The organism is Mesorhizobium sp. YR577 (assembly GCF_900116595.1).
Taxonomy (GTDB): Bacteria; Pseudomonadota; Alphaproteobacteria; order Rhizobiales; family Rhizobiaceae; genus Mesorhizobium_M.
Genome location: NZ_FPBI01000005.1, coordinates 199,751 through 216,244, shown reverse-complemented (window position 1 = coordinate 216,244; position 16,494 = coordinate 199,751). Strand labels below are relative to the sequence as shown.

General features: G+C 60.8%; 14 protein-coding genes. 5 read left to right on the top strand and 9 right to left on the bottom strand.

All coding sequences use genetic code 11. The features are described from left to right. On the bottom strand, positions 1–1,176 hold the full coding sequence (locus BM413_RS09500) for an ABC transporter permease (RefSeq protein ID WP_091912680.1): 1,176 nt from the start codon (positions 1,174–1,176) through the stop codon (positions 1–3). A gap of 78 nt (positions 1,177–1,254) precedes the next feature. On the opposite strand from BM413_RS09500, the gene dgcA reads away from it, so the two are divergent. Then, positions 1,255–2,238 (top strand): N-acetyl-D-Glu racemase DgcA, encoded by a 984-nt coding sequence (dgcA, locus tag BM413_RS09495; protein ID WP_091912679.1) that lies wholly within the window; start codon positions 1,255–1,257, stop codon positions 2,236–2,238. Here the strand turns inward: dgcA and BM413_RS09490 are convergent. After that, positions 2,209–3,423: an MFS transporter gene (locus tag BM413_RS09490; RefSeq protein ID WP_091912677.1), complete on the bottom strand. Its 1,215-nt coding sequence runs from the start codon at positions 3,421–3,423 to the stop codon at positions 2,209–2,211. The genes dgcA and BM413_RS09490 overlap by 30 nt on opposite strands. A 329-nt stretch (positions 3,424–3,752) precedes the next feature. Further along, positions 3,753–4,574 (bottom strand): UDP-2,3-diacylglucosamine diphosphatase, encoded by an 822-nt coding sequence (locus tag BM413_RS09485; protein ID WP_091912869.1) that lies wholly within the window; start codon positions 4,572–4,574, stop codon positions 3,753–3,755. A 121-nt stretch (positions 4,575–4,695) separates the two neighbouring features. On the opposite strand from BM413_RS09485, the gene BM413_RS09480 reads away from it, so the two are divergent. Further along, positions 4,696–5,475, top strand: a complete 780-nt coding sequence (locus BM413_RS09480) for an SDR family oxidoreductase (protein WP_091912675.1) — start codon at positions 4,696–4,698, stop codon at positions 5,473–5,475. A 165-nt stretch (positions 5,476–5,640) separates the two neighbouring features. Further along, complete coding sequence (locus tag BM413_RS09475) at positions 5,641–7,971, top strand: NADP-dependent malic enzyme (protein ID WP_091912673.1); 2,331 nt, start codon at positions 5,641–5,643, stop codon at positions 7,969–7,971. A gap of 275 nt (positions 7,972–8,246) precedes the next feature. On the opposite strand, the gene BM413_RS33070 is transcribed toward BM413_RS09475, so the two are convergent. Beyond that, a complete protein-coding gene (locus tag BM413_RS33070; protein WP_165867612.1) occupies positions 8,247–8,546 on the bottom strand; it encodes a hypothetical protein in 300 nt (99 codons plus the stop codon). 147 nt (positions 8,547–8,693) lie between these two features. On the opposite strand from BM413_RS33070, the gene BM413_RS33065 reads away from it, so the two are divergent. Continuing rightward, positions 8,694–9,326, top strand: coding sequence for a DUF2865 domain-containing protein (locus tag BM413_RS33065; protein ID WP_175544289.1), 633 nt, complete (start codon positions 8,694–8,696; stop codon positions 9,324–9,326). Here the strand turns inward: BM413_RS33065 and gltX are convergent. The 5 genes from gltX to BM413_RS09445 all read right to left on the bottom strand — a co-directional run bounded on the left by gltX (position 9,244) and on the right by BM413_RS09445 (position 15,814). After that, a complete protein-coding gene (gltX, locus tag BM413_RS09465; RefSeq protein ID WP_091912669.1) occupies positions 9,244–10,617 on the bottom strand; it encodes a glutamate--tRNA ligase in 1,374 nt (457 codons plus the stop codon). The two genes, BM413_RS33065 and gltX, sit on opposite strands and share 83 nt — an antisense overlap. Before the next feature lie 83 nt (positions 10,618–10,700). Beyond that, positions 10,701–12,506 (bottom strand): ABC transporter ATP-binding protein, encoded by a 1,806-nt coding sequence (locus BM413_RS09460; protein ID WP_091912867.1) that lies wholly within the window; start codon positions 12,504–12,506, stop codon positions 10,701–10,703. 381 nt (positions 12,507–12,887) lie between these two features. Beyond that, the gene (locus BM413_RS09455; RefSeq protein ID WP_091912667.1) at positions 12,888–13,298 is read right to left on the bottom strand and encodes a GNAT family N-acetyltransferase; all 411 of its coding nucleotides are present in this window, start codon (positions 13,296–13,298) and stop codon (positions 12,888–12,890) included. A gap of 5 nt (positions 13,299–13,303) precedes the next feature. Next, positions 13,304–14,989 carry an NAD+ synthase gene (locus BM413_RS09450; protein WP_091912865.1) on the bottom strand — a complete coding sequence of 562 codons (1,686 nt, stop codon included), beginning with the start codon at positions 14,987–14,989 and terminating at the stop codon, positions 13,304–13,306. Positions 14,990–15,100: 111 nt separating this feature from the next. Further along, complete coding sequence (locus tag BM413_RS09445; RefSeq protein ID WP_091912665.1) at positions 15,101–15,814, bottom strand: DNA-3-methyladenine glycosylase I; 714 nt, start codon at positions 15,812–15,814, stop codon at positions 15,101–15,103. Positions 15,815–15,928: 114 nt separating this feature from the next. Here BM413_RS09445 and BM413_RS09440 point away from each other — a divergent pair, with 114 nt between their 5' ends. After that, positions 15,929–16,492 (top strand): DUF1003 domain-containing protein, encoded by a 564-nt coding sequence (locus BM413_RS09440; RefSeq protein ID WP_091912863.1) that lies wholly within the window; start codon positions 15,929–15,931, stop codon positions 16,490–16,492. The last annotated feature ends 2 nt before the right edge of the window (positions 16,493–16,494 follow it).

Below are 16,494 nucleotides of genomic sequence, written 5' to 3'. Positions count from 1 at the left end.
TTAAAAATCGATGGCCGCAAAGAAGATCGCGAACATCCCGTCCAGAATGACAACGATGAAGATGGATTTCACCACAGACGCGGTGACGTGCTGGCCGAGCGATTCGGCGCTACCCCCGACTTTCAGGCCTTCGACCGAAGCGAGAATGCCGATGATCATCGCCATGAACGGCGCCTTGATCAGCCCGGCAAAAATGGTGCTGAGGTCGATGCTGAGACGCAGCCGGTCGACGAACGCGGCCGGTGAAATGTCGGAATAGAGCCACGACACGAGAATGGCACCGCCGAGTGCCGCGAAATTCGCGGCAATCGTCAGGCATGGCAAGGCAATCACGAGCGCGACGAGGCGCGGAAACACGAGGACGCCGACCGGATTGAGGCCAATCACCTTTAGCGCGTCTACTTCCTCGCGCATCTTCATGGAGCCGATTTCGGCGGTAATCGCGCTGCCGGAGCGGCCAGCGACCATGATCGCCGTCATCAGCACGCCCAACTCGCGCAAAACCAGGATACCGACGAGATCGACGACGAAGATGTCGGCGCCGAAATAGCGAAGCTGGAACGCACCCTGCTGGGCGACGATGGCGCCGACAATGGCAGACATCAGCACCACGACGGGGATCGCGCCCACGCCCATGCGATCGATCTGGTTGAAGATCGCCGCCAGATTGACGCCATGCCCGCGCCCGAGCTTCATCTGGGCGCCGCGGATCGTCGAGCCGAGAATGCTCATCGCCGCCAAGAAATCGTCCAGCATGGCGTAGACGCCGCGGCCGATGTTTTCGAGTATCGCGATGATAAAGTTCGGGCGGGTTGCTACGGCATCGTCACCGGCCTTGTCGGAGGCCTCGCGGATCGCCCCGAGCAGGATAGACGCGACTTCGCTCTCGCCTTCCAGCTTCGCGCTCGTGCCGTGCGCCTCAGCTGATCTTATCAGCCGGTCGACCAGCCAGGCGCCAGCCGTATCGATCCTCTCGATGCCGGAAAGATCGAGCGTCATTGCGCCCGCGCCCTTCCGGGCTTCGATCTTTCGCACATCGGCGTCTATCAAGGCGACGGTGCGCGTTGTCCAGGCTCCGGACAAGGCGTAGGACAATGCGTCGCCTTTCCCCGTCTCCGTGATGCGGGGACCGGCCTCTTCTATCGCGCTCGTTTCCTTGCCGCCATTGAACAACATTGCGGCCTGTCTTATCCCGTCATTCAGGGTCTGTCACTTTCTCGGACTGTGCTGCACCGACTGGCGGAGAAGAAAAATATGGCGCGTGTCCTTTCGGTCAATGCCGAGCGATTTCCGATCGCCGGCACCTTCACAATCTCGCGCGGTTCAAAGACCGAAGCGGAAGTCATCGTCTGCACGATATCGGATGGCAATTTCCTTGGGCGGGGCGAATGCGTTCCCTACAAGCGTTACGGCGAGACCATGGAAGGCGTTCGTGATGCTATTGAGGCAATCGCGCCCGCAATAGCGGCCGGCATGGGTCGCAAGGCACTTATCAATGCGATGCCGGCAGGGGCCGCCCGCAATGCGGTGGATTGCGCACTGTGGGATCTGGAGGCCAAGACGTCGGGCAACCCTGTCTGGCGGAACCTTTCCCAGACCCCGCCGACATCGCTCGAAACCGCTTACACTTTGTCTCTCGGAACGCCCGAAGCCATGGCGGCGCAGGCGCGCGAGAATGCCGGCCGACCGCTGTTAAAGGTCAAGATCGGCGGCGACAACGACATTGCCCGCATTCGAGCGGTAACCGAGGCTGCACCCAGCAGCCGAATCATCCTCGATGCCAATGAAGGCTGGACGGACGAGAATATCCGCGAAAACCTTGCCGCTGCAGCCAAACTCGGCATCGCGCTAATCGAACAGCCGTTGCCGGTGGGCAAGGATGGCATTTTGCGCCATGTTCCTCACCTCGTCCCGCTATGCGCCGATGAGAGCGTGCATGGCGTTGACGACCTCGAAAAACTCGCCGGCTTCTACGACGCGATCAACATAAAGCTGGACAAGGCCGGCGGCCTGACTGCCGCGCTTGCATTGCGCGACCGCGCCAAGGATATGGGCTTTTCGATCATGGTCGGCTGCATGGTTGGAACATCGCTGGCTATGGCGCCGGCGGTGCTTCTGGCGCAGGGCGCAGACTTCGTCGACCTTGACGGTCCCCTGCTTCTGGCGCGCGACCGGGAGCCCGGACTGCTTTACCGGGGTTCTGAGGTCTCACCGCCGGATGCGGCGCTCTGGGGCTGATTTTGCCGCAAGCGCTATGAAAACCAGTCCAACCATCGCAACCGCAGCCATAACGTAGAAGCCGCCAATGCCGAGGCGTCCGTAAAGCGGTCCGGAAACCAGCGTCACCGTCGCCATCGAAAGGCCGTTTGCGAAGAAGGCAATGCCCTGGGCGGCCCCGGTGCGTTCTTCCACCACGGTTTCGGCAATCAGCTTTTGCACGCCGATCAGGATGAGAGCCGTAGAAAAGGCATGCAGCCACTGGACGGCGAAGAAGCCGCCGACGCCAAGCCCCAGCGGCCAGATCAGCGGAAAGGCAAGCCAGCGGACAATTGCGGCCAACCCCGCCATCAGAAGCAGCGTCGGCGGCCGCATCCTGCCGAAGATGCGCGTGAAGATCATGAACATGCCGACTTCGGCCACAACCGCAGAGGCCCACAGCAAGCCGATCACCGTGTCGTTGATGCCGATCGATTTCCAATAGATAGAGATGAAGCTGTAGAGAAAGCCGTGGCTCGCGACGATGATGCCGGCTCCAGCCACGAAGAACACGAAATAGCGGTTGAGAAGCTTTGGCGCCGATTCCTGAATATCGACGGCAGAGAGCGGGGATGCGCGCCGTGGCCGTCCGATACGGGGAGCAATGAACGATACTGCCAGGATTCCAACCAATCCGATGGAAATCATGACCGGCACCGCCTCAGCACCCGTAAACGACAGGATGGCTCCACCGGCAAGATTGGCGCCGAGAAAGGCCGCCGAGCCCCAGATTCGCATATTGGCATAGGTGGAACCGAAACGCCTGACGCCTGAAAGCGCCAATGAATCGGTAAGCGGCGCATGCGGCGTCCATGCCACCGCCAGCGCAAGCGAAACGCCGAGCACGGTCACATAGGTGGGTGGCAGAAAATAGCCCGCCGAGATCAGCAGCGCCGCCGCAACCATCACGATCAGCACATTGGCGCGATCCTTCGCCTCGTCGGCCATGGCAGAGATGAACGGCGTTGTGACGACGCGCAGAAACATTGGCGCGGCAAGGATGATGGCGATCTTCTCCGCGTCGAAGCCTTTTGCCTCCAGCCACAACGGGAAATAAGGAAGATGCACGCCCTGCGGAATGAAAAGAGCAGCAAAGATCAGCGAAATGCGCAGTTCGAAATGACGCGGCTTGACGAGCTGTTCAGGCGAGAGCGGCGGCAATGACATTGAGGGCGCGCAGTCCAGGTAGCGCGACTCATGCGAAAAGATTCAGCCGCGTAGCTGGCTCACTTAACACGGTGAGGATGGCTGCGAAACGTCCTGGTCCAGCCATTTCCTGCGCCAGGCGCTTATGGCTCCGCGGCAAAACCATTGGCTGCGCTGCAGCGTTCCGCACTGCCGGCTGGTGGCCCTGATGATTGCCGAGCACGCCAAGTCGCATGGCGCGCCTGCTTGCCGGTTGCGGCGTCGTCGATGACGCCGGGGCATGCAGTGGCAAGCCTTCGGCGCGCTTGCGGCGCCCGTCTGCCAGATCTCTAAACATGGTCGATTGCCCGTCAGGCTGCCTTGACGCCGCCGCCTTCGATTACCGTCGGCACAAAAGTTGTTTCGGCGGCCGGAGCTTTTGCCTGAACCTGCGGCCACCACAGGATTTCCATCGAACCGTCGAAATGCTCCACCACCGCCGTGCAGCTTTCAACCCAATCGCCGGTGTTGATGTACCGCACGTCGCCGAAATCCTCGATCACCGCGTGATGGATATGACCACAGATGACGCCATCGACATCCGAACGGCGCGCCTCCTCGGTCAGGACATCTTGGAAGGCGCCGATGAAATTCACCGCCTTCTTGACCTTGACCTTGGCCCAGGACGAGAACGACCAGTACGGCATGCCGAACAGACGCCGCGCCCGCGAGACGACCCGGTTGACGATGATGGCCATGTCGTAGGCCTTGTCGCCGAGATAGGCGAGCCAGCGGGCATTGTGAACGATCGTGTCAAACTGGTCGCCGTGAATGACGAGATAGCGCTTGCCGTCGGCAGCCTCGTGAATGGCGCGGTCGGCAACGACGATGCCGCCAAAATGCACGCCCTGGAACATGCGCAGGAACTCGTCGTGGTTTCCGGCGATGTAGATGATGTTGGTGCCCTTGCGCGCCTGGCGCAGCAGTTTCTGGACGACATCATTGTGGGTCTGCGGCCAGTGCCAAGACCTGCGCAGCCGCCAGCCGTCGACGATGTCGCCGACGAGATAGATGGTCTCCGCCTCGTGATGGCGCAGGAAATCGATCAGGAACTCCGCCTTGGCCGGCTTGGAGCCCAGATGGACGTCAGAAATGAACAGGGTGCGGAATGCGCGAGGTGCTTCGCCGGACATGGGTTCTGTTCCGTTGCTGTCGCGCAGCCTATGCCCCGATTCATGCAACAGGCGTATGACGGTTGCGGTTTGCGTCACCGACGCGATAGGTTGGCCGCCTGCAAATCGGAGAAAGCGCATCATGGATCTCGGCATTCGGGGAAAGACAGCGATCGTCTGCGCATCAAGTCGCGGGTTGGGACGCGGCTGCGCTATCGCCTTGGCGGAAGCCGGCTGCGATCTTGTCGTCAACGGACGCGACGCGGCGATCCTGGCGAAAACCGCGCAGGAGATTCGCGACCGCTTTGGCGTGAAGGTTATCGAAGTTCCGGGCAGCGTTTCCGACTCGGAGGTTCAGAAGCAATTGCTGGCGGCAGCCCCCGCACCCGACATTCTGGTCAACAACAATGGCGGGCCGCCCTTCCGCGATTTCAAGGAACTCGACCGGCAGAAAATGCTCGACGGCGTCGTCAACAACATGATCACGCCGATCGAGCTCATCCAGTCCGTAGTCGGGGGCATGGCCGAGCGCGGCTTCGGCCGCATCGTCAACATCACGTCGCTGTCGGTCTATGTGCCGATTCCCGGCCTTGATCTGTCGTCGGGTGCGCGTGCCGGCCTGACATCGTTCCTGGCTGGCGTTGCCCGCACGGTTGCCGACCGCAACGTGACCATCAACAACATGCTTCCGGGCAAGCTCGACACAGACCGGCTTCGTGGCCCGCACGAGCCAGGCAGCGTCGAGTCGCCCGAAGCAGCACGTGAGCGCAAGACGCGTATCAGCGCCGACGTTCCGGCCAAACGCCTCGGCACGCCGGAAGAGTTCGGCCAGATCTGCGCGTTTCTCTGCTCGGTTCACGCGGGTTATCTCACCGGCCAGAACATACCCGTCGATGGCGGGCTCTATGTGAGCGCCTTCTAGCGGGAATTCACCGGCCGATTCATTTCGCGAGATTCTGACGGCAAATGACTGGAATCATGGGAACTTCCCGATTCCAGTTATTTTCGTTCACGGACCGCCTCGAAAAACCGGAATCGCATGATAAAACACAGTCGAAACGATCGAATACGGGGTTAGACCGCAACCATGGACAACGAGAAAAACAACGATGCGGCGCGTTCCGATTTCGAAGAGGCGGCGCTGTATTTCCATAAATACCCGGTGCCGGGAAAGCTGGAGATTCAGGCAACCAAGCCCCTCGGCAATCAGCGCGACCTGGCGCTGGCCTATTCGCCAGGCGTGGCCGCACCGTGCCTCGCGATCAGGGACGATCCCGCAACGGCTGCGGACTATACCGCGCGCGCCAATCTGGTCGGCGTGGTCTCGAACGGCACTGCCGTGCTCGGCCTCGGCAATATAGGTCCCCTCGCCTCCAAGCCGGTGATGGAAGGCAAGGCCGTCCTGTTCAAGAAATTCGCCGGCATCGATGTGTTCGACATCGAGATCGACGCGCCTGAGATCGACCGCATGGTCGAGACCATTTCGGCACTTGAGCCGACTTTCGGCGGCATCAACCTCGAAGACATCAAGGCTCCCGAGTGCTTCGAGGTGGAGGAGCGTTTGAAGGCTAGGATGAAAATCCCGGTCTTCCACGACGACCAGCACGGCACCGCGATCATCGTTGCGGCAGCGGTGCTGAACGGTCTCGAATTCGCCGGCAAAAAGATCGAGGACATCAAGATCGTCACGTCGGGTGCTGGAGCAGCCGCCCTTGCCTGCCTCAACCTCCTGGTTTCGCTTGGCGCCAAGGTGGAAAACATCTGGGTCACCGACCGTTTCGGCGTCGCCTACAAGGGGCGGCTGGACGAGATGGACCGCTGGAAAGACCCTTATGTGAAGGACACCAATGCGCGCACGCTTGAGGATGTCATCGGCGGCGCGGACGTATTCCTCGGCCTCTCTGCAGCAGGCGTTCTGAAGCCTGAACTGCTCAAGCACATGGCGGAAAAGCCGCTTGTCCTGGCACTTGCCAACCCCACGCCGGAGATCATGCCGGAAGTCGCTCGCGCGGCTCGGCCGGACGCCATGATCTGCACCGGTCGGTCGGATTTCCCCAATCAGGTCAACAACGTACTGTGCTTTCCTTACATCTTTCGCGGTGCACTCGACTGCGGCGCGAGCGCTATCAATGAAGACATGAAGATGGCCGCCGTCCGCGCCATCGCCGCCCTTGCCCGCGAGGAGCCGTCAGACGTCGCGGCGCGTGCATATTCCGGCGAGACGCCGGTCTTCGGACCCGATTTTCTGATCCCCTCGCCGTTCGATCCGCGCCTGATCCTGAGGATCGCACCGGCGGTTGCAAAGGCCGCCTGCGACACCGGGGTTGCAACGCGACCCATTACCGATTTTCCGGCCTATATCGACCGGCTCAACCGCTTCGTCTTCCGCTCCGGCCTTGTCATGAAGCCGGTGTTTTCCACCGCGAAGATGTCGACGGCCAAGCGCGTCATCTATGCCGACGGCGAAGACGAGCGCGTGCTGCGCGCCGCACAGGTGGTGCTTGAGGAAGGCATTGCCGAGCCGATCCTTATCGGCCGCCCGAATGTCATCGATGTCCGGTTGCGGCGCTACGGCTTGCGCATTCGCCCCGGCACGGATTTCGAACTGATCAACCCCGAGGACGATCCGCGCTACCGCGACTATGTCGATCAGCTGATCGAGCTCACCGGCCGTCGCGGCGTGACCCAGGAAGCTGCGCGCACCATGGTCCGCACGGATACGACGGTCATCGCCGCACTTGCCATGCGGCGCGGCGATGCCGACGCCATGATCTGCGGCCTCGAAGGGCGATTTGCCCGTCATCTGCGCAATGTGACACTGATCATCGGACCGCGCGCCGGCGTCAGCGACCGTGATCTCTCCACACTGTCGATGCTGATTTCGAGCCGTGGCGTTACCTTCTTCACCGATACCTATGTGACGGTTGATCCCACCGCTGAGGAAATCGCCGAGATGACCATACTGGCGGCCGAGGAAATCCGCCGCTTCGGCATCGAGCCCAAGGCGGCACTGCTGTCGCACTCGAACTTCGGCTCGCGCGATTCTCCGAGCGCACTGAAGATGCGCGAGGCAGCAGCGATCCTGAAGAGGATCGCGCCCGACCTTCAGAGCGACGGTGAAATGCACGCCGACTCCGCTTTGTCGGAACATTTGCGGCAACGCGTCTATCCGCATTCCACGCTCAAGGGCGAAGCCAATCTCCTTGTCTTCCCCAATCTCGACTCCGCCAACATCGCGCTGACCACGGTGAAGCAGATGACGGACGCCCTGCATGTCGGGCCGATCCTGCTCGGCACCGAGCAACCCGCGCATATCCTGACGCCGTCGGTGACCTCGCGCGGCGTGGTGAACATGACCGCACTTGCAGTGGTGGAAGCAGCCCAAAAGGCACAGGCAACGATAGCCAAGGCAGGATGAAAGCCATCAACTAAAGCGATCACGAAAAGGTCAACTGTCCAAACGCAAATAAACAGTTAACCTCATATGTGGTAACGGAGTGACGCCTGATCAGCGGCGGAATCTTTGATCAGGCATAGCAAACGTTCGGGGGGCACCTGATGGCCGGGTTGAACGGTTTGGCACGTGCATTGGCGACGCTGTTCGCCTTGGCTTCAATCCTTTTCACAACTTCGGCGATGGCCGCCAGTTCCCGCGTTTGCCGTCAGCTCGAGGCCGAGCTTGCGTCCGCTGGTTCAGGCGGTGGCGGCTCTGCACAATTTCGCAGATACGATGCAGCCCTGAGCAAACAACGTCAGCAGCTTGCTGCCGCGAAGAGCAATGCGCGCGCCGCCGGCTGCGGTTTTTCCCTGTTTGGCAGCAATGTGCAGCAATGCGCCAGGATCAACGCAAACGTCCAGAAGATGGAGCGCAACCTCGACACACTTCAGCGCAGGCGCGATCAGTCTGCCGGACGTGGCGGCGGAAGGTCGCGGGTGACCATCCTCGCTTCTCTCAATGCCAATGGCTGCCGCAATCAAGTAGTTGCGCGTCAACCATTTGCTCCTGGCACGGACAATTCGGATAGAGGCAACTATCTGGTCGTGCAGCCAAAGGTTGAGACCGTCGAGCGGCGCGAGACAATCGACAACGCTCCAGTGCGTACCGCTAGGCAGGTCGCCAAGCCCAGTCAAGCATCTGGCATGCAAACGCCGAGCGGCCAGTATCGAACCGTCTGTGTGCGCACATGCGACGGATATTATTTCCCGATGTCGTTTGCGTCATCCAAGCGCGAATTCGCCCGCGACCAGCAGAATTGCCAGGCGATGTGTCCGGGCGCCGAAATGCAGGTCTTCTTCCATCAAAGCAGCCCTGTGGCAGTGCAGGAGGTCAAGGAAGGCGAAGAGGCACCCGAGATCACCGACGAGTCGGCCGATATGGTTTCCGCAGTCAACGGCAAGCCGTATTCCGAGATGCCGGCTGCTTATCTCTACAAGCGCGAAAGCCTGCCGAAGCCGGAAGGCTGCAGCTGCAACGCGCCTAAGAATTTCGAGGTGATTGCCGGAAACCCGCCACCGTCAAGCGAGGCGACCTCCTCGACGGAACCTAGCGCGTCTCCATCGATCATGCCCGTCGAGCCACCTGCCGTGCAGGAAACCCACGCAAGCTCCATTCAAAAGCTGGGACCGGAAACTTCGACGCCTGAAGAAACAAAGCCGTCCGAGGCAGCACCGCTGGACCCCAACCGCAGGGTCAGGGTCGTCGGGCCTGTATTTTTGCCTGATCCAGAAGGGGCAATAAATCTGCGAGCTCCGGCCCAGAGGCAAGTCCCGTAAGCGCCAGCCGCAAAGGCATGAACAACGTCTTGCCCTTGCGCTTGGTTTCTTCTTTTACGGCACCGGTCCAAGCCTTCCAGGTCGACCCGTCCCAAGGCTCTTCGGGGAGCATATCGAAAGCCTGGTTCACGAATTCACGGTCCTTGTCCGAGAGTTCGACGGGCTCTTCCGGGCCCTGATTAACGATGCGCCACCAGGTGACGGCGTCGGCGAGCTTCTCAAGATTTCCGCGCACGGCCAGCCAGAAAGGCTCAGCCTTCTCGCCCGAGACGCCGAGCGCCGAAAGCCGATCCTGCGCTTCGTTGAACGGCAGCTGATGAAGCAGTGCGCGGTTGAGCACGATGAGCTCGGCGGGATCGAATTTCGATGCGGACTTCGACGTGGCTGCTGGATCGAAACGGTCCGCAAGCTCTGACATATGGGGCATAGCGGTCACGCTTTCCGAAGTCCCAATCAAAACCGCAAGCGAGGCAACCGCCATTGGCTCCAAACCGGATTCGCGTAGGCTGCTGATCGAAAGCGCGCCGGTGCGCTTCGAAAGCCCCTCACCGGTGCTCGTCGTCAAAAGATTATGGTGCCCGAATGCCGGCGGCTCAGCGCCAAGCGCCTTGAACAGCGCAATCTGCACACCTGTATTGGTGACATGGTCGTCGCCGCGGATGACATGGGTCACGCCCATGTCGATATCGTCGACGACGGACGGCAGCGTATAGAGATAAGTGCCATCCTCGCGCACCAGAACCGGATCCGAAAGAGAAGCGAGATCGACGGTTTCTTCGCCGCGCACGACATCGTCCCATTGGATTTCGGTGCGTTCCGTCTCGAATGGGTTGTCCCTGAAATTCGGTAGCAGGAAACGCCAATGCGGCTTGCGGCCTTCGGCCTCCAGCGCCTCGCGCTCTTCACTCGTCAGCTTCAGCGCCTCGCGGCCATAAACCGGGGGCAGCTTGCGGGAGAGGCGTATCTTGCGTTTCAGCTCCAGCTCTTCCGATGTCTCATAGCAGGCGTAGAGCAGGCCCGCCGCCTTCAGCTTCTCGACGGCTGCGTCATAGGCATCGAAGCGCCGCGACTGATAGTCGGTGGCATCGGGAAAGATACCAAGCCAATGCAGGTCGTAGAGGATGGCGTCGGCATATTCCTGCTTCGAGCGCAGCACGTCGGTATCGTCGAAGCGCTGGATGAAGCGGCCGCCGTTCTTCATGGCAAACAGCCAGTTGAACAGCGCAGTGCGGGCATTGCCGATATGGATAAGGCCTGTCGGCGACGGAGCAAAACGAACGGTTACTGTCATTTTCCCCGGTTAACGGATGGATATGGCCTTGGCAAGACTGCACCCGCCGGCCACGCAGAAGCGCAGCCGGCGGATTTGGCCCTTTAGACCGCGAGGCCCTTGGTCAGTTCCAACGCCTGCCGTTCGAACAGGCGGCGATAGATGCCGCCTTTCAGACGGATAAGCGCCTGGTGATCGCCCTCTTCCACGATCTTGCCATTGTCGAACACCAGCAGCCGGTCGAGCGCGCGCACCGTCGAAAGCCGGTGCGCGATGACCAGCGTCGTGCGCCCGATCATCAGCCGCTCCATCGCCTGCTGGATCAGCACCTCCGATTCCGAATCGAGGCTCGAGGTTGCCTCGTCCAGTATCAGGATCGGTGCATCGGCAAGGAACGCCCGCGCAATCGCCACGCGCTGACGCTCACCGCCCGACAGCTTCACGCCGCGTTCACCCACGAGCGTGCCGTAGCCCTTGGGCAGCCGGGTGATGAAGTCATGCGCGCTGGCGAGCCTTGCGGCATTCTCGATCTCGGCCTGCGAGGCACCGGGACGTGCATAGGCGATGTTTTCCGCAAGCGACCTGTGAAACAGGATCGGCTCCTGCTGCACGATGGCGATCTGCTGGCGCAGCGATGCCTGCGTCACCTGCGAAATATCCTGCCCATCGATCACGATGCGGCCATCGCTGACGTCGTAAAGCCGCTGGATCAGCTTGACGAAGGTCGTCTTGCCCGATCCCGAATGGCCGACGAGACCGACACGCTCACCGGCTGCGATCGTCACCGAGAAATTCTCGTAGAGCGGCAGCCTGTGATTTCCATAGTGGAAGGTGACGTTCTCGAAAGCGATCCGTCCGACGGTGATCTCGATCGGCTTGGCATAGGGCTTGTCCTCGATGCCGAGCGGCTGGCCGTGGATATCGACCAGTTCCTCCATATCGTTGACCGAGCGCTGCAGGTTGCGAACATGCATGCCGACATCACGCAGATAGCCCTGGAGCACGAAGAACGAGGTGAGCACGAAGGCGATATCGCCCGCACTCGCCTGCCCGCGCGACCACAAAAGCAGCGCAAAGCCGATCACCGCCGCGCGCAGCACGAGCAGCGTCGCACCTTGCGTCGTGCCGTTGATGGTACCGCGAACCCAGGTCCGCCGCGTCCGATGCTGCCATTTGGCTGTCACCTTGGCGAGCCGGCCGTCCTCGCGCCTTTCCGCGCCGAAAGCTTTGACGACGGAATTGCAGCTCACCGCATCGGCCAGCGACCCGCCAAGGCGCGTGTCCCAGCGATTGGCGAGGCTTGCAGCCGGCGCGACATAGCCGAGCGACAGCGATACCGTCACTGCGATGTAGATCAACGAGCCGATACCGATGATCACGCCCATCATCGGCCAGTACCAACCGAGCAGCAGCGTCGAGCCGATGAGCATCACGAGCGACGGGAACAAGGCCACCAGTATCGTGTCGTTCAGCAGGTCGAGCGCCCACATGCCGCGCGTCACCTTGCGCACGGTCGAGCCGGCAAAGCTGTTGGCATGCCAATCCGTCGAAAAGCGCTGGACGCGATTAAACGCGTCGGCCGCGATATCCGACATCATGTTCAGCGTCAGGTCGATGATACCCATGAAGGCGATGTGGCGCATGACGATGGCGCCGAGCGCCAGCGCCAGCAGCGTGAAGAACGCCGCGAGTGCGGCATTCCATGCAACCACATCCGTCGCCGCGCCATTGGCGACAGCGTCGACCAGACGGCCGGAAAAGAGCGGCGTCAGCACGTCGGCCATGGTCGAAACCAGAACCGCAGCCGCGATGACGGTCACCCGGACAGGCTGACGCTGCCAGTGGCGGGCGGTGAAGCCCAGGACGCTGCGGAAAGCGCCGCCGCGCCAGTCGATACGAAAACGAGCCATGATGTCATTCGGGCGAAAAGCGTCACCCGATCCCAGTAAAGTCAGTTTTGAAAACACCGCGAAGGACGACAAAACGTCCGGAATGCGGGTACGAAGCGAATTTGGCTGCAAGCCCGCGTTACGCGGGCGGCGACCGAGATCGAAGAGTGCCAGGCTCTGAACTTGCTCCAAACCGCCAAGCAATCAGCTTTGGCGACGGAGCATCGCAGACCTAGGCCTCAAGACCTCGCATGTAATTGTCAAATCCTGGCATTCGCACCCTCCCAAAAGGGAATCGCAGAAATTTGCTTATATGTGAGGCCCGCGTCTTCGCCAAGATAGGCCGTGTCGCAAAATGCAACTGGCACAAACGGTGAGGCGCTTTTGCAACAGCCGCGTGTGTCAGGCAGGCTTTCGTGCCAGCCGCATATACATGCCATCCGTCGAGGTGACGAAACCGAACTGTTCGTAAAGCTTGTGCGCGTCGCCGGTTCGGAGGCTCCAACTGCCAACCGCTGCGAGATCAGGATGAGCGAGAAGTGCCGCCATGAGCTTCTTGCCGATTCCTTCGCCGCGCCGCTCCGGCCAGATGATGACGTCGCAGAGATAGGCGAAGCAGGCATAGTCGGTGACGACGCGCGCGAAGCCGACCTGCTCTCCATTTATGAAAGCAGCAGCACAGAATGAATTGTTGAAGGCACGATGGTGTGTTTCGTCAGTCCTGCCCTCGCCCCAGTAGCTCTCCTTGATGATCTCAGAGGTCTTCTGGAAATCGATCCGGGAGCGATCGAAGCTGATCTCGACATCTGCCATTTTGATCAGCCCCGATCGCGGTACCGGTTGGTAATGGGATAGCGGCGGTCGCGGCCGAAATTCTTCTTGGTGATCTTCACGCCCGGTGCCGACTGCCGCCGCTTGTATTCGGCGATGTAGAGCAGATGCTCGATGCGGTGCACGGTGTCACGGTCGTGGCCGCGCGCGACGATGTCGTCCACGCCCATCTCATTCTCGACAAGGCATTCGAGGATATCGTCCAGCACGGGATAAGGCGGCAGCGAATCCTGGTCGGTCTGGTTCTCGCGCAGTTCCGCTGAGGGCGCCTTGTCGATGATGTTGGCCGGTATCACTTCGCCCGAAGGTCCAAGAGCCGTCGGCGGCACATGGCCGTTGCGCCAGCGGGCCAGCGCATAGACCTGCATCTTGTAGAGGTCCTTGATCGGGTTGAAGCCGCCATTCATGTCGCCATATAGCGTGGCGTAGCCGACCGACATCTCCGACTTGTTGCCGGTGGTGACGACCATCGAGCCGAACTTGTTGGAAATCGCCATCAGGATCGTGCCGCGCGCACGGCTCTGCAGGTTCTCCTCGGTGATGCCTTCCTTGGTGCCTTCGAACATCTGTTCGAGCGCGTGAAGGAAGCCTTCGACCGGCTCGAATATCGGCACGATGTCGTAGCGGCAGCCGAGCGCGCGGGCGCAGTCCTCGGCGTCCTTCAGCGAATCCTTCGACGTATAGCGATAGGGCATCATGACGGCGCGCAGCCGCTCTTCGCCCAACGCATCGACGGCAAGTGCGGCGCAGATGGCCGAATCGATGCCGCCCGACATGCCGAGCACGACATTCTTGAAGCCGTTCTTGTTCACATAGTCACGCAGGCCCAGCATGCAGGCGCGATAGTCGGCCTCTTCCTTTTCGGGGATTTTCGACATCGGCCCGCCGGTGCAGGCCCAGCCCTCGGCGCTACGCTTCCAGGTGGTGACGGAAAGTTGCTCCTCGAACTGCGACATCTGCATGGCAAGCGTCTTGTCGGCGTTGATCGCGAAGGACGCTCCGTCGAAGATCAACTCGTCCTGCCCGCCAAGCTGGTTGGCGAAAAGCAGCGGCAGTCCGCTCTCGATCACCTGCCGGATCGCCACCTGATGGCGGATATCCACCTTGCCGCGGTAGTAGGGCGAGCCGTTCATGACCAGCAGCAGCTCCGCACCGCTTTCGGCCAGCGTCTCGCACACGGCCATATCGTTCCAGATATCCTCGCAGATCGGAAGGCCGAGCCGCACGCCGCGGAAATTCACCGGTCCGGGCATGTCCGGACCAGGCTGGAACACGCGCTTCTCGTCGAACTCGCCATAGTTGGGCAAATCAACCTTGTAGCGCTCGGCGATGATCTTGCCGCCGTCCAGCACCATCACCGAATTGTGCGTGCCGGTCTTGCGCTTCAGCGGCGTGCCGATGATGACGCCGGGGCCGCCATCAGCGGTATCCTTCGCAAGATCCTCTACCGCCCTTTCGCACGCAGCCAGCAGCGCCGGCTTCAAAACGAGGTCTTCGGGAGGATACCCGACGATGAAAAGCTCGGTGAACAGGACGATGTCGGCGCCCTGGCGGGCAGCATCTGCCCTCGCCTCACGCGCCTTGGCGAGATTGCCGGCGATGTCGCCGACAGTCGGGTTCAACTGGGCGACTGCGATGCGCAGGATCTCGGGAGCGGAAGTCTTCTTTGTCATATCAGCGGTGTAGCGCGGCGGCTTTATGCTTGCAACGGACAGCGTCGGCAATGATTTGGGCCACAATGCTCAATGTGAGCATAACGCCCTGCAACGTGCGCGCTGCTCACCCTACTCACCTGTATATTCGCGGATCGTCTCGGGCGCGTGGTTCTCGCCGATCGACATCGCCAGGATACGGGAAATATGCTTGCGCGGCAGTCCGGTCTCCTGCACCCAGTTGTTGATCTGAATCTGTATCCGGGACAGATCGCGTTTCGACGTCGGGTTTTCGCTGATGTCGAGACCTGCGTCGCGCAAAGCCGCGCCCATATCCTGTGAGATGATAAAGCTATCCCAATCCAGCCAGCGCAGGAGATACTGACCGGTGTTGCCACCGAGCCGGCTGCCATGCTTGGCGAGATAGGCGGTCAGGCCAATCTGGTCGTCGGCAGGCCACTGGCTGAGGAACTTGCCAAAACTGCCATGTTCCTTCGACATGCGCTCGACGAAAGCGGCATTGTCGCGGACCGATTTTATCTTCTGCGGATTGCGCACGATGCGCTTGTCCGCGGTCAGATCATGCCAGAAATCGTCCGGCTGGAAGAGCAGACGCTTGGGCTCGAAACCCAGAAAAGCCTCCTCGAAGCCCGGCCATTTCTGCTCGATCACCCGCCATACGAAGCCGGCGGCAAAGACACGCTCGGCCATGGTCGAGAGAATGCGGTGGTCGGGAATTTTCGCCAAAGCCGCATTGTCGGGTGCTGAGCCCAGCAGGGAGGCAAGAACCGCCTCGCTACCCTTGCGCTTTGCCGCGCGAGCACGGATTTTATCGAAGTCGAGCATTGCGGCCTCCCTGCAACTTGGCACATCGTAGCATTTTCAATGGCATCGAAGCATCCGTCCATCCCGCTCGATGCGACCACTGACAGTCCTGACGACAAGCACATGGAGAAGATGATGCACAAGACCGTGGCCGACCTGGCGGGCCGCTGGCTGACCCGCAAGCCGGACGCTTTGACCGACCTCGAACATCGCGTGCTTCAAAGCGCTATCGACCGAAAAGCGATAGCGAAGAACACGGCCAAGGCTTACAAGGATCGCCAATCTTTCGGCGAACGTCTCGCCGATTCCATCGCGCGCGTCGGCGGCTCTTGGACGTTCATATTATCCTTCGTGCTCTTCCTCGTGGTCTGGACAGTGGCAAACGTCTACCTTCTCCGGACCGACGCCTTCGATCCCTATCCTTTCATTTTCCTCAATCTGGTCCTCTCCATGCTGGCTGCCATACAGGCGCCGGTCATCATGATGTCGCAGAACCGGCAAACCGAACGCGATCGCATCGACGCCACGCACGACTACGAAGTCAACCTGAAGGCTGAAATCGAGATCATGGCCTTGCATGAGAAACTCGATGAACTTCGGCATCAGGAGATGATGGCTATGCGGGACAAGCTAAGCGAATTGACGGAAATGATGCAGCGGCTGGAAGCGCGGCTCGCCGCTAGTGACAAAGCGGGTTGAGC

Coding starts and splice junctions, on each gene's coding strand:
- BM413_RS09440 (WP_091912863.1), top strand. CDS start 15,929: ATGCACAAGACCGTGGCCGACCTGGCGGGCCGCTGGCTGACCCGCAAG.
- BM413_RS09450 (WP_091912865.1), bottom strand. CDS start 14,989: ATGACAAAGAAGACTTCCGCTCCCGAGATCCTGCGCATCGCAGTCGCC.
- BM413_RS09490 (WP_091912677.1), bottom strand. CDS start 3,423: ATGTCATTGCCGCCGCTCTCGCCTGAACAGCTCGTCAAGCCGCGTCAT.
- BM413_RS09445 (WP_091912665.1), bottom strand. CDS start 15,814: ATGCTCGACTTCGATAAAATCCGTGCTCGCGCGGCAAAGCGCAAGGGT.
- BM413_RS33065 (WP_175544289.1), top strand. CDS start 8,694: ATGCAAACGCCGAGCGGCCAGTATCGAACCGTCTGTGTGCGCACATGC.
- BM413_RS09485 (WP_091912869.1), bottom strand. CDS start 4,574: ATGTCCGGCGAAGCACCTCGCGCATTCCGCACCCTGTTCATTTCTGAC.
- BM413_RS09480 (WP_091912675.1), top strand. CDS start 4,696: ATGGATCTCGGCATTCGGGGAAAGACAGCGATCGTCTGCGCATCAAGT.
- BM413_RS09460 (WP_091912867.1), bottom strand. CDS start 12,506: ATGGCTCGTTTTCGTATCGACTGGCGCGGCGGCGCTTTCCGCAGCGTC.
- BM413_RS09500 (WP_091912680.1), bottom strand. CDS start 1,176: ATGTTGTTCAATGGCGGCAAGGAAACGAGCGCGATAGAAGAGGCCGGT.
- dgcA (WP_091912679.1), top strand. CDS start 1,255: ATGGCGCGTGTCCTTTCGGTCAATGCCGAGCGATTTCCGATCGCCGGC.
- BM413_RS09455 (WP_091912667.1), bottom strand. CDS start 13,298: ATGGCAGATGTCGAGATCAGCTTCGATCGCTCCCGGATCGATTTCCAG.
- BM413_RS09475 (WP_091912673.1), top strand. CDS start 5,641: ATGGACAACGAGAAAAACAACGATGCGGCGCGTTCCGATTTCGAAGAG.
- gltX (WP_091912669.1), bottom strand. CDS start 10,617: ATGACAGTAACCGTTCGTTTTGCTCCGTCGCCGACAGGCCTTATCCAT.